This window comes from Streptomyces sp. NBC_00076, from assembly GCF_045041235.1.
Lineage (GTDB): Bacteria > Actinomycetota > Actinomycetes > Streptomycetales > Streptomycetaceae > Streptomyces.
The window spans coordinates 1,607,740-1,620,039 of the sequence record NZ_CP108242.1 but is presented as its reverse complement, the minus strand read 5'-3'; the positions used below and the strand labels follow the sequence as shown (position 1 = coordinate 1,620,039).

The window sequence follows — 12,300 nt, the reverse complement described above, 5'->3', positions numbered from 1 at the left end:
GTCCGACCGTCGGCCGGCGGAACCTGCGACGCGGCAGCCTCTCCGAAGCTCTCAACTTCTCCACCAGTGCCTTAAGGGCCTGGGAGGTGCCCCCAGAACAGGGGGGACCCCCATCGCGACCGTGGGCACGACGGCGTACGGCTGGTCGTCCCGGTTGACGATCAGCAGTGCGGGTGGTTTGTGCTCGGCCGGCAGCAGGGTCGCGTCGGTGGCGTAGTCGGTGGACACGTAAGGGTCGGGCACGACGAGTTCATACGCCGACATGGCCGGCCTCCTTGGTGGTACGGGAGGACTCGTCGCCGCCGGGTACGCCGGCGAGGTCCTCGACGTCGAAGAGGCGGGCGATCGGAACGTCGGTGGAGCTGTGAGCGATGATCGAGAAGGCGATGCACACGGCGATGAGCGTGAACGCCTCCTCGCCTTGCGGGATCCCGGCCTGCAGCACCAGCAGCCCGTACACGACCGACGCGAAGCCCTTCGGCCCGAACCAGGCCGCGACCAGCTTCTCCCGCCGGTCGAATCGAGTGCCGAGCAGCGAGAGCAGCAGAGAAACCGGGCGGATGAGAACGATGGCCAGGACCACGGCGACGTAGCCGCCGAAGGACAGGTCCCCGAACAGCTGAGGCGTCAGCAGCGAGCCGAACACCAGCAGCGCCGCGAACTTCGCCAGCTCCGCCAGCGCCTCGCCGAGCGGCTCGAACGCTTCCTTCGCCTCCGGTGAGCGCGCGGTGAGGACCGCGCCCGCCGAGAACGCGGCCAGGTAGGGGTTGGCGTGCGTCAGGTGGCACGTCGCGTAAAGGATCACGCCGATCGCCAGCGGCAGCAGCGGCTGCAGCTTGGGCTCGGCGCCCAGCAGCCGGAACCGCACGAGCTCGATCACCACGAACGGCAGGACGACACCGAACGCCAGCCCGAGGACCAACTCGAGCGCGATCTTCCCCAGCGACGCCTCGGCGTGCCCGGAGGTCGGTCCGGCCGCGGCGATCAGGATGAGCACGACCGGCAGAGCGAGCCCGTCGTTGATCCGCTCTCCACGTTCAGCAGCTGCCGCAGCTTCGCAGGGATCTCCTTGCGCCCGACGATCGCCGAGGCGAACACCGGGTCGGTGGGCGCCAGCACGGCGCCGACCAGGAACGACGTCGTCCAGTCCAGGCCCACCAGGTAGTGCGTGATCAGCGCCATGCCGACGATGGCGCGCAGCGCGCCGGAGAGCACTTCCTGGGTGAAGCCGACGATGCCGTCCTGCTGCATCAGGAACCGCTGGGCCGCGGCGCGGATAGAGTTCTCGCTGCCACCGACCTTGACGATGGCAACACCTTCCAGGTGGGCCTTGACCCCGCGCAGGGTGACCGCGCCACGCACCGCGACGGGGATGTGCCGTGAGGAGAGGTCGAGGGTGAACTTCTGCTGCACGAACGGCACGACGAACACGCCGCCGCCGACCACGACCTTCTGCCCACTGTTGTCGGTGAAGACCCGGCCGGTCTCCGGATCGGTGGACCTCTTGCCGCGCCGCCCGGTGACGATGAACGCCTCACTGGGACCGGCCACCTTGTAGCGGGTGACGACGACCAGCGCGAGGAGGACGAGGAGTACGACGACTCCTACGATGGCGACAACGACTGAACTCATGGTGTTTTCCCCTCAGCCCTTCCAGGGGACGGCAGATCGATACGGGTACGTGTGCGGAAAGAGCGGGCGGTGCGACGAGAACGGCGGTGGTGCGGTTCGGTCAGCGCTCCACAGGGCGTACGGACACCGCTGTCTGCGACAGCGTCCCCTCCACCCAGACCTCGGCCCCTCGGACCAGCGGGGCCGTACTCTTCGCGGCGAGTTTCACCGGCCGCCCGGCACGATGGACCAGCACCTCGCCGTAGCCGTCGGCCGGAATCGCCGTGACCACGGATCCCGAGGCGCCGATCAGATCTTCATCACGTGGTGCAGCGCCGGACCGGTCGCGCAGGAGCATCCGGCTGAGGCGGTACGCGAGCCAGCCCGTGACCAGCCCAGCCGGCGTGCCGATCGCGGTCGCACTGACCGCGCCGACCTCCGTGGTGCCCATCGCGATCGCAGCGGAAAAGCCGAGCATGGACACGAATCCGGCAACGACAGGAAGCGAGAGCAGCCCGTCGAAGAGACCGTCCAGCACGCCGACGCCGTCGAAGAGCCCTTCGAGGACGCCGTCGAAGACGAGGGACAGCATGAGGAGCACGACTCCGGCGATGCCGAGCCCCAGAAACCAGCCGGCCTGTCCGAACGGGACCCGTCCCGTCCCGGCCCGGGCCGAGAGGCGGGGCGCAGCCGGACAGTCTGGGGCCCCGCCCCCGCCGGCAGGTCGTGGCCGCGCGGGCCGCTCTGTGCCTCCGCTACTGGGCCACCCTGCCCGCGCGGTTTCGCCTCCTGTGCGCGGCCAAGGTCCTGCACACTGCCGCCCTCGCCCTGCTGCTCCTGCTGGCCGACCTCACGGCCGCCGGCGCCTGGGACTCCGTCGCCGACCGTGACGCGCCCCGCACCCGCCGCCGACCTGAATCTCGGCCTCGGCCGCGGTCGGGGCCGGTTACGGACGCCGGGATCCCACGGGACGGTCCGGGCGCTGGTCCGAGTTCGGGGGTTCTCCTCGGCGGACGGAACCGGGGGCGCGGCCGGCCGGGCGGTCGGCGTGGGCCGAGCTGGTCAGCTGCCAGGGGACGCTGGTGACCATGACGCCTGGGGTGAACAGCAGGCGGCTCTTGAGCCAGAGGGCGGACTGGTTGTGGAGGAGGTTCTCCCACCAGTGGCCGACGACGTATTCGGGGATGAAGACGGCGACGACGTCGCGGGGGCTCTCGCGGCGGATGGAGCGCACGTAGTCGACGACCGGGCGGGTCACCTCCCGGTACGGGGAGTCGATGATCTTCAGCGGCACTTCGATGCCGTACTCCTGCCAGCGTCCGCGCAGGGCTGTGGCCTCGTCGCGGTCGACCGAGACCGTGAGGGCCTCCAGATGGTCGGGGCGGAAGGCACGGGCGTAGGAGAGGGCGCGCAGGGTCGGCTTGTGGATGGTGGAGACCAGGACGATCGCGAACACCCTGCTGGGCGGGACGAGTTCGTCGCGCGGGTCGGTGACGGCGAGCTCCGTGGCGGTGGCGTCGTAGTGGCGGCGGATGCCGCGCATCATCACATAGAGCACGCTCGCGGCCAGCACCGCGAGCCACGCGCCCTGCGTGAACTTGGTGGCCAGTACGACCAGCAGGACCAGGCCGGTGAAGACGGCGCCGGTGCCGTTGATGGCGCGGGCCGTCTTGTGGCGGCGGCGCAGCACCGGGTCGTGTTCGGTGCGCAGTTCACGGTTCCAGTGCCGGACCATGCCCGTCTGGGAGAGCGTGAAGGAGGTGAAGACGCCCAGGATGTAGAGGTGGATGAGCTGGGTGACGTTGGCCTGGAAGCCCCACAGCAGCAGTCCGGCGACGATCGCGAGGGCGAGGATGCCGTTGGAGAAGGCGAGCCGGTCGCCGCGGTTGTGCAGCTGGCGGGGAAGGTAGCGGTGTTGGGCGAGGATCGAGGTGAGCAGCGGGAAGCCGTTGAAGGCGGTGTTGGCGGCCAGGATCAGGATGAGGGCTGTGGCGGCCTGGATGAAGTAGAAGCCGATGCTGTGCTCGCCGCCGAAGACGGACGCGGCGATCTGGGCGATGACGGTGCGCTGGGTGTAGCTCTCGCAGCTTCCGTCCAGGCCGGTCAGGCGGCAGGAGTCCTCGGTGATGCGCACCTTGGAGATGAGCGCCAGTGCGGTGACGCCGATGAACATGGTGATGGAGATGGCGCCCATGACGGCCATCGTGGTCGCCGCGTTCTTCGGCTTGGGCTTGCGGAAGGCCGGTACGCCGTTGGAGATCGACTCCACGCCGGTGAGCGCGGTACAGCCCTGGGAGAAGGCGCGCAGCACCAGCATCACCAGGGCGAGACCGGCGAGGTGCGCGTCCCCGGGCTCGGCCGCGATGCCGTACTTTGCGGACTCGGCGACCGGCGCGTCCCCGACCACATACCGGAAGAGGCCCGTCGCGATCATGATCAGTACGCCGCCGACGAAGAGATACGTGGGCGTGGCGAAGGCGCGCCCCGACTCGCGTACGCCCCGCAGGTTCATCGCGGTCAGCACGACGACGAAGCCCACCGCCATCAGCACGCGTTGGTCGGCGAGTTCGGGCACGGCCGAGATGATGTTGTCGACGCCGGAGGCGACCGAGACGGCCACCGTCATGACGTAGTCGACGAGCAGCGAGGCGGCGACCACGAGCCCGGCCGACGGCCCCAGGTTCGTCGAGGCGACCTCGTACGAGCCGCCGCCGCTCGGGTACGCGCTGACCACCTGCCGGTAGGAGAGCACCACCACGGCCAGCAGCAGCACGACCGTTGCCGCGATCCACGGGGTGAAGTGCAGATAGGCCATCCCGCCGAGCGAGAGGACCAGGAGGATCTCCTGGGTCGCGTACGCCACGGACGACAGCGGGTCGGAGGCGAAGATCGGCAGGGCGAGCCGCTTGGGCAGCAGCGTCTCCTGCAGCTCTTCGCTGCGCATGGCCCGCCCGATCACCAGGCGCTTGAGCAGACCGGTCATGTTGAACACGTGCGCGAGCGTAAGCCGCGAGGGGGGTCATGGAGCGAGGGCTGACCCGCCATTTGGGCGTTAAAGGGCCGTTAGGATTTCGCGAGATACGTACAAATGGAGCAAAAGAAGCAGGTGAGGAAGGGGTCAGTCAGCGGAGAGAGCGTCCGCGGGGTGGCTATGACGTCGTCAATCGGCCCCATCGTGACGGCCTGAACTGGTTGCCGGCAGTCCACAGCGATGGAGTCAATCGCCTGCAGGCAGGGACATGGGCTTGCGCAGCAGCCACTGTCCGAAAGTCCGCCGTGCGGGCCGTACCACGACGCGGCCGTGGGTCGTCGTGCCGACCAGCTCCACGCGCAGCGTGATCGGCGTCTCGTGGTCTGGAGCCTGGCGAATCTTGATCTTACTGTGTACGAGGCTCAGGGCACCGGCATCGACCACGATGCCCGGCTTGGTGATCAGCGTCAGCTTCTTGCCTGCCGTGTTCATGTCGATCCGCAAGGTGTCCTGCGTGATCACTGCCTGAGTGAAGTCGAGCGTCACCTCACACCACGCAGTGGACAGCTCCAGCCTCCGCGGCACAACCCAGCGCCCCACGCGTTTGACCGCACCACTGTGAATCCCCTCGATCCGGAGTACGTCCTTGACCTCCGCTACGGCCGTGCCGGTCGAAGTGGACACGGCCGGCAGGTCAGCGGTCAGCGCGGTCAGCTCGCTGACGGTACGCGCCGACAGGGCAGCTTCCAGGCGCTCGTCCAACTCGTCCGCGGTCAGCAGGCCGTCCCCCGCCGCGATACGCAGCACGTCCACCACCCGGTCCCGGTCCGCATGAGAGGCCCTCAGCTCGGGCGACGATTCGAGGCTGGAGTCCTTCCCGGTGGGTGAAATCTCTCCCGACATACTTCCGTCCTGGTCCTGTCGAACGTCTCCGCGCGACGCAGGCAGCGGCGCGACAAGAAGGCTAACGCTATATCGCGACATGGATCCCGGCTGGGCCCCATCACGGAGAGGCGATGGCCAGCGTCGATTCACGGCACGCAGCATCCATCATGCCGAGCCCGGTCTCGACGTACATGAGGGAGCGTCACATCTGGCGATATCCGCTACGGCGCGCCCCGGCGCAGACGCGGGAATTGAACACCCCTCTCACCGACCGTGACGGCTCTCCGCGTGATCGCTGACAGAGCCATTGAGTGGCTCCATCGTGACGGCTCGAGGTGACCCCGCCTGTGGAGGGACGGCTTCAGCTGGCCCCACCGGACTCGTGCTGTGGCTTGCGGTGGGGCTGCTTCATACCGTCATTGATCTTCACGCATCGGGTCCAGTTCGGCCGTCACGATGGGGCCCGATTGACGACGTCATAGCCAGGGGGCGGGCTGACGAACCGCCCGGCTACTTCTCCAGGCCAGATACCTTGAAGATCGCCAACGCCGTTTCGCGGTCCACGCGTTCCGACAACCCGTCCAGCGCGGCCCACCCCTGGCGCAGGGACCCCCGGCTCGCCGAGATGCGCATGTCGGTGTCGAGGCGATGCCACAGGAGAGGGTTGGCGGTCAGGACGCGCGGATCGAACTCGATCCGGCCGCCCAGCGCGTCCCGCAGGACCAGGCGCTGGCCTGCGCTGCCCGTCGTCCGTACGGACACCAGACGATCCGTCCGCACCAGCCGCGTGCGCCAGGGGCCGCGTACGCCCAGCCATCCCTCGGCGGCGGTTACCCGCGGTGGCACCAGGACGAGGAACAGCAACAGCGCGAGCCCGCTCCACAAGGCGACACGCGCCGGGGAGAACGTTCCGGCCGCCGCGTCCACCAGCAGCAGGAGACCCAGGAACGATCCGGTGCACGCGATCGCGCTGCGCAGCTCCGCGGCCCAGTGACGGTCGTGGACCAGCCCCTCGGACGGAAGGGCACGCTCGCCGGAATCTCCACCGATCCCGTCGATCCCGTGCCCATCGATACGGCGACCCATAGCACCGACGGTAGGCCCGTAGCCGCGCCCTTCCTTGTTTCTTGACGCGTTGCTAACGCCCCGGCGATTCGTCCTTAACGGCATGCCCCGTCGCTCGGGCGCGTGGGCCCGGCCGAGGCTGTGTGCCGGCCAGAGCGTTGCCCCGTCGTCGGCATCGCCCGGACGTCGCATGTGATGATGCGACCGGGTTTGGCGGGGCTGGGCGTATGGGAGGCGTCAAGGGTGCACGGGCCGGCGTAAGGGAGCCGTTAAGCACCCTCGAATTCGGCCCGGGAGGCAGGTTTCCTGTAGCGGTCCGATCCTCTTACGGATTTCCGCACCTTATCCAGGAGCTTGCGATGGCCGACATGGCCTTCGTCGTCACCACTGTCGCGTTGTTCGCGCTGGTTGCCCTCGTCGCCAAGGGGGTGACGAAGCTGTGACCGCCGAGAACATCGTCGGCCTGATCGTGGCCGTCGCTCTGCTGGGCTATCTCGTCCTCGCCCTGATCTTCCCGGAGAGGTTCTGAGTCCCCGACATGAGCTCCGTTCTTGCTGATGTGCTCATGGTGATCGCGCTGGTCGGCGCGCTCGCTCTGGTGCACCGTCCCTTCGGCGACTACATGGCCGCCGTCTTCCAGTCCAGGAGGCACCTGCGCGTCGAGCGGTGGATCTACCGCTCCGTGGGTGCCGACCCGGACGCGGAGATGCGCTGGCCGGCGTACCTGCGCGGCATGCTCGTCTTCTCCGCGGTGAGCGTGCTGTTCCTGTACGTGCTGCAGCGCGTACAGGACAAGCTGCCGCTGTCGCTCGGCTTCAAGCCGATCAGCCCGGACCAGGCGTTCAACACGGCCGCGTCGTTCGTGTCGAACACCAACTGGCAGTCGTACTCGGGTGAGGCGGCGATGAGCCATGTCACCCAGACCGCCGGTCTGGCCGTGCAGAACTTCGTCTCCGCCGCCGTCGGCATCGCGGTGGCCATCGCGCTGGTGCGCGGCTTCGCCCGCTCCCGCACCGGGGACCTCGGCAATTTCTGGGCGGACCTGGTGCGCTGCATCGTCCGCATCCTGATCCCGATCTCGGTGGTCGCAGCGGTCGTACTGATCGCGGCCGGTGCCATCCAGAACTTCGGAGACATCCACACCATCACCACGCTCACCGGTGACAAGCAGGCCATCAGCCCCGGGGCTGTCGCCTCCCAGGAGGCCATCAAGGACCTGGGCACCAACGGTGGCGGCTTCTTCAACGCCAACTCCGCCCACCCCTTCGAGAACCCCAACGGCTTCACCAACCTGCTGGAGATCTTCCTGCTGCTGGTGATCCCTTTCTCGCTGCCGCGCACTTTCGGCAAGATGGTCGGCAACGTCAAGCAGGGCTACGCGATCGTGGCCGCGATGGGCATCATCTGGTTCGCCGGCGTCGTCGCGGTGACCTGGCTGGAGTACGCCCACCCGGGCACCGCCTCGCAGCTCGCGGGCGGCGCGATGGAGGGCAAGGAACAGCGCTTCGGTGAGGGCCCGTCCTCGGTGTTCGCGGTCTCCACCACGATGACCTCGACCGGTTCGGTCAACTCCTTCCACGACTCCTTCAGCGGCCTGTCCGGCGGCGTGCTGCTGCTGGGCATGATGCTCGGCGAGATCGCGCCCGGCGGTACCGGATCCGGCCTCTACGGCATGCTGATCATGGCGATCATCGCGGTGTTCCTCGCCGGCCTGATGGTGGGCCGTACGCCCGAGTACCTGGGCAAGAAGATCGGCACCCGCGAGATCAAGCTGGCGGCCTGCTACATCCTCGTCACGCCGGCGCTGGTACTGATCGGCGCCGGGGTGGCCATGGCCCTGCCGGACGGCAAGGACGCCATGACCAACATCGGGGCACACGGCTTCTCCGAGGTGCTGTACGCCTTCACCTCGGCCTCGAACAACAACGGCTCGGCTTTCGCGGGCTTCGGCGCGAACACCGACTTCTTCAATACGACGCTGGGCCTGTGCATGGTCCTGGGCCGGTTCCTGCCCATGGTGTTCGTGCTGGCGCTGGCCGGCTCGCTCGCCGAGCAGAAGCCCGTCCCGGAGACCGCGGGCACGCTACGCACCGAGAAGCCCCTGTTCACCGGCCTTCTTGTGGGAGCGATCATGATCATCACCGGTCTGACGTTCTTCCCCGCCCTCGCGCTGGGCCCGCTCGCCGAGGGGCTGGCGTCATGACCGCCAACATCAAGAAGCAAGAGGACTCGATGTCCACGGTTACCCCGACCCGGGCGCCGCACAGCGACGTGCCCACCGGCCACAAGGAAGAGGGACGTGTCGGCGCGGGTCTCTTCGACCCGAAGCAGCTGCTGAAGTCGCTGCCGGACGCCGTCCGCAAGCTCGACCCGCGGGTGATGGTCAAGTCGCCCGTGATGTTCGTGGTGTTGGTCGGTTCGGTGCTGACGACGGTCTTCTCCTTCAAGGACCCGGGCGACTGGTTCGGCTGGGCGATTAGCGCCTGGCTGTGGCTGACGGTGGTCTTCGCCAACCTGGCGGAGGCGGTGGCCGAAGGCCGCGGCAAGGCGCAGGCGGACACCCTGCGCAAGGCCAAGACCGACACGGTGGCGCGGAGGCTGTCCAAAGACGGCAAGAGCGAGGAGCAGGTGCCCGGCACCGAGCTGACCATCGGCGACCTGGTCGTCTGCGAGGCGGGCGACATCATCCCCGGCGACGGTGACGTCGTCGAGGGCGTCGCATCCGTCGACGAATCCGCGATCACCGGTGAGTCGGCCCCGGTCATCCGCGAGTCCGGCGGCGACCGCAGTGCCGTCACCGGCGGCACGAAGGTCCTCTCCGACCGCATCGTCATCAAGATCACGACGAAGCCCGGCGAGACCTTCATCGACCGCATGATCTCCCTGGTCGAGGGCGCGGCCCGGCAGAAGACGCCGAACGAGATCGCGCTGAACATCCTGCTGGCGTCGCTCACGATCGTCTTTCTGCTCGCGGTGGCGACCCTGCCGCCGTTCGCGGACTACGCGGGCACGCACCTCACGATGGTCGTGCTGGTGGCCCTGCTCGTCTGTCTCATCCCGACCACGATCGGCGCGCTGCTCTCCGCGATCGGCATCGCCGGCATGGACCGGCTCGTGCAGCGCAACGTACTCGCCATGTCCGGCCGGGCGGTCGAGGCGGCGGGCGACGTATCCACCCTGCTGCTCGACAAGACGGGCACCATCACGCTCGGCAACCGCCAGGCCGCCGAGTTCGTGCCGGTGAGCGGCACCACCGAGGCCGAACTCGCCGACGCCGCCCAGCTCTCCTCGCTGGCCGACGAGACGCCCGAGGGTCGCTCCATCGTCGTCCTGGCGAAGGAGATGTACGGGTTGCGCGAGCGCCACCAGGGCGAGCTGGCGCACGCCGAGTGGATCGCCTTCACCGCCCAGACCCGGATGTCGGGCGTGGACCTCACCGAGAACGGCGCCGCTCGCAAGGTGCGCAAGGGCGCGGCCGGTTCGGTCATCGCCTGGGTGCGGGAACAGGACGGTGAGGTGTCCGGCGACGCCGACACCCTCTCCAACCGGATTTCCGAAGCCGGCGGCACACCGCTGCTCGTCGCCGTCGAGGACACGGCCGGTGCGCGCATCCTCGGGGTGATCCACCTCAAGGACGTCGTCAAGGAGGGCATGCGGGAGCGGTTCGACGAGCTGCGCCGCATGGGCATCAAGACGGTCATGATCACGGGCGACAACCCGCTGACGGCCAAGGCGATCGCGGACGAGGCGGGCGTCGACGACTTCCTCGCGGAGGCCACTCCCGAGGACAAGATGGCGCTGATCAAGCGCGAGCAGGCGGGCGGCAAGCTCGTCGCGATGACCGGCGACGGCACCAACGACGCGCCGGCCCTCGCGCAGGCGGACGTGGGCGTGGCGATGAACACGGGCACGTCGGCCGCCAAGGAGGCCGGCAACATGGTCGACCTCGATTCCAACCCGACCAAGCTGATCGAGATCGTCGAGATCGGCAAGCAACTCCTCATCACCCGGGGCGCGTTGACGACGTTCTCCATCGCCAACGACGTCGCGAAGTACTTCGCGATCATCCCTGCGCTGTTCGCGGTGGTCTACCCGGGCCTGGACAGGCTGAACATCATGGACCTGTCCTCGCCGGACTCCGCGATCCTGTCCGCTGTCATCTTCAACGCGCTGATCATCATCGCGCTGGTCCCGCTCGCCCTGCGGGGTGTGCAGTACCGGCCGATGAGCGCCGACAAGATGCTCCGCCGCAACCTCGGAATCTACGGCATCGGCGGACTGATCGCCCCCTTCATCGGCATCAAGATCATCGACCTGCTCATCTCCCTCATCCCCGGAATCGGCTGATCAGCATGAACAACTCCGTAGTCAACACCGGGCGCATGGTGTGGGCGGCGCTGCGCATGCTGCTCGTCCTCACGGTCGTAACCGGTGTCATCTATCCGCTGGTGGTCACCGGCATCGGACAGCTGGCCTTCCACGACAAGGCCAACGGTTCGATCGTCAAGGTCGACGGCAAGGAAGTCGGCTCCAAGCTGATCGGCCAGAGCTGGAACATCAAGGGAACCGACAAGCCGGACCCGAAGTGGTTCCAGGGCCGCCCCTCCAACAGCGGCTACGACCCGCTGTCCACCGGCTCCAGCCAGCTCGGCGCCAGTGACCCGACCCTCGTCAAGAACGTCAAGGCGGCCAGGAAACAGGTCGCCGAGTTCAACGACGTACCGCAGTCCGAGGTCCCCAAGGACGCGGTCACCGGCTCCGCCTCGGCAATCGACCCGGACATCTCCAAGGAGTACGCGGACATCCAGGTCAAGCGGGTGGCCGAGCATAACGGTCTGACGGTCGCGCAGGTCCGAAAGCTGGTGAAGGACCACACCGACGGCCGTACGGCCGGGTTCCTCGGCGAGCCGACGGTCAACGTCCTCGAACTCAACATCGCGCTCAAGGAACTGGCCAGGAACTGATGGCCTTAGCGGCAGAGACGACTGGGAGTCGGCGGGCTGGGAATCCCCGCCCCGCCGGCTCCCGCCGCCGTCTCGAAAGCCCTGACCCCACCGATGACAGGAAGGCCGCACGCCGATGACCCGGGTGCTGGTGGTGGAGGACGATCCACAGCTCGTACGAGCCCTTGTGATCAACATGCAGGCCCGGCATTACGGAGTGGACGCGGCGCCGGACGGTGCCACCGCGCTCCGGCTGGCCGCCGCGCGCCAGCCCGACGTGGTGGTGCTCGACCTCGGTCTGCCCGACATGGACGGCGTCGAGGTGATCAAAGCGCTGCGCGGCTGGACTCGGGTGCCCGTCCTGGTCCTGTCCGCACGTCGCGCGTCCGAGGAGAAAGTCGCAGCCCTCGACGCGGGCGCCGACGACTACATCACCAAGCCGTTCAGCATGGACGAACTCCTGGCCCGGCTGCGCGCCGCCGTGCGTCGCACCGAGGCCCTGCCGCTGGCCCCCGAGACGACCATGGTCGCCACGGACGGCTTCACGGTCGACCTGCTGGCCAAGAAGGCGACCCGCGACGGACACGACGTACGCCTCACCCCCACGGAGTGGCATCTGCTGGAAATCCTGGTCTGCAGCCCCGGGCGCCTCGTCACACAGAAGCAGCTGCTCCAGGAAGTCTGGGGCCCCTCCTACGGAAGCAAGACCAACTATCTTCGGGTCTACATGGCGCAGCTGAGGCGCAAGCTCGAAGCTGACCCCGCTCACCCGCGCTATCTGATCACCGAGCCGGGAATGGGCTACCGCTTCGAGTCATGACGCGC

At 68.1% G+C, this 12,300-nt stretch carries 10 protein-coding genes and 1 pseudogene; 5 read left to right on the top strand and 6 right to left on the bottom strand.

The features are described from left to right. Positions 1-51 precede the first annotated feature (51 nt). The 6 genes and pseudogenes from OHA64_RS07410 to OHA64_RS07385 form a co-directional block, all read right to left on the bottom strand. Positions 52-264: a hypothetical protein gene (locus OHA64_RS07410; RefSeq protein WP_405609723.1), complete on the bottom strand. Its 213-nt coding sequence runs from the start codon at positions 262-264 to the stop codon at positions 52-54. Further along, positions 251-1,632: pseudogene (locus tag OHA64_RS07405) on the bottom strand (cation:proton antiporter). Before OHA64_RS07405 ends, OHA64_RS07410 begins: the two are co-directional and overlap by 14 nt. 100 nt (positions 1,633-1,732) lie before the next feature. Then, on the bottom strand, positions 1,733-2,203 hold the full coding sequence (locus OHA64_RS07400) for a hypothetical protein (protein WP_405623889.1): 471 nt from the start codon (positions 2,201-2,203) through the stop codon (positions 1,733-1,735). A 354-nt stretch (positions 2,204-2,557) separates the two neighbouring features. Further along, on the bottom strand, positions 2,558-4,594 hold the full coding sequence (locus OHA64_RS07395; protein ID WP_405623888.1) for an APC family permease: 2,037 nt from the start codon (positions 4,592-4,594) through the stop codon (positions 2,558-2,560). A gap of 234 nt (positions 4,595-4,828) precedes the next feature. Beyond that, complete coding sequence (locus OHA64_RS07390; protein WP_405609720.1) at positions 4,829-5,485, bottom strand: DUF1707 domain-containing protein; 657 nt, start codon at positions 5,483-5,485, stop codon at positions 4,829-4,831. 492 nt (positions 5,486-5,977) lie between these two features. Continuing rightward, the gene (locus tag OHA64_RS07385) at positions 5,978-6,553 is read right to left on the bottom strand and encodes a hypothetical protein (RefSeq protein WP_405609717.1); all 576 of its coding nucleotides are present in this window, start codon (positions 6,551-6,553) and stop codon (positions 5,978-5,980) included. Positions 6,554-6,971: 418 nt separating this feature from the next. Between OHA64_RS07385 and kdpF the strand changes: the two genes are divergently transcribed. From kdpF to OHA64_RS07360, 5 genes are all read left to right on the top strand, one after another. Further along, a complete protein-coding gene (gene kdpF / locus OHA64_RS07380; protein WP_037659531.1) occupies positions 6,972-7,061 on the top strand; it encodes a K(+)-transporting ATPase subunit F in 90 nt (29 codons plus the stop codon). A gap of 9 nt (positions 7,062-7,070) precedes the next feature. Next, on the top strand, positions 7,071-8,735 hold the full coding sequence (gene kdpA, locus OHA64_RS07375) for a potassium-transporting ATPase subunit KdpA (RefSeq protein WP_405609714.1): 1,665 nt from the start codon (positions 7,071-7,073) through the stop codon (positions 8,733-8,735). Next, on the top strand, positions 8,732-10,879 hold the full coding sequence (gene kdpB, locus OHA64_RS07370; protein WP_405609711.1) for a potassium-transporting ATPase subunit KdpB: 2,148 nt from the start codon (positions 8,732-8,734) through the stop codon (positions 10,877-10,879). Before kdpA ends, kdpB begins: the two co-directional genes overlap by 4 nt. A 5-nt stretch (positions 10,880-10,884) precedes the next feature. Continuing rightward, positions 10,885-11,496, top strand: coding sequence for a potassium-transporting ATPase subunit KdpC (kdpC, locus tag OHA64_RS07365; protein WP_405609708.1), 612 nt, complete (start codon positions 10,885-10,887; stop codon positions 11,494-11,496). A 115-nt stretch (positions 11,497-11,611) separates the two neighbouring features. Continuing rightward, positions 11,612-12,295: a response regulator gene (locus OHA64_RS07360; protein ID WP_405609705.1), complete on the top strand. Its 684-nt coding sequence runs from the start codon at positions 11,612-11,614 to the stop codon at positions 12,293-12,295. Positions 12,296-12,300 lie beyond the last annotated feature (5 nt).

Bases quoted from the DNA above. Each gene is read 5' to 3' on its own strand.
- OHA64_RS07410 (WP_405609723.1), bottom strand. From the start codon at position 264: ATGTCGGCGTATGAACTCGTCGTGCCCGACCCTTACGTGTCCACCGAC.
- OHA64_RS07400 (WP_405623889.1), bottom strand. From the start codon at position 2,203: ATGCTGTCCCTCGTCTTCGACGGCGTCCTCGAAGGGCTCTTCGACGGC.
- OHA64_RS07395 (WP_405623888.1), bottom strand. From the start codon at position 4,594: ATGACCGGTCTGCTCAAGCGCCTGGTGATCGGGCGGGCCATGCGCAGC.
- OHA64_RS07390 (WP_405609720.1), bottom strand. From the start codon at position 5,485: ATGTCGGGAGAGATTTCACCCACCGGGAAGGACTCCAGCCTCGAATCG.
- OHA64_RS07385 (WP_405609717.1), bottom strand. From the start codon at position 6,553: ATGGGTCGCCGTATCGATGGGCACGGGATCGACGGGATCGGTGGAGAT.
- kdpA (WP_405609714.1), top strand. From the start codon at position 7,071: ATGAGCTCCGTTCTTGCTGATGTGCTCATGGTGATCGCGCTGGTCGGC.
- kdpB (WP_405609711.1), top strand. From the start codon at position 8,732: ATGACCGCCAACATCAAGAAGCAAGAGGACTCGATGTCCACGGTTACC.
- kdpC (WP_405609708.1), top strand. From the start codon at position 10,885: ATGAACAACTCCGTAGTCAACACCGGGCGCATGGTGTGGGCGGCGCTG.
- OHA64_RS07360 (WP_405609705.1), top strand. From the start codon at position 11,612: ATGACCCGGGTGCTGGTGGTGGAGGACGATCCACAGCTCGTACGAGCC.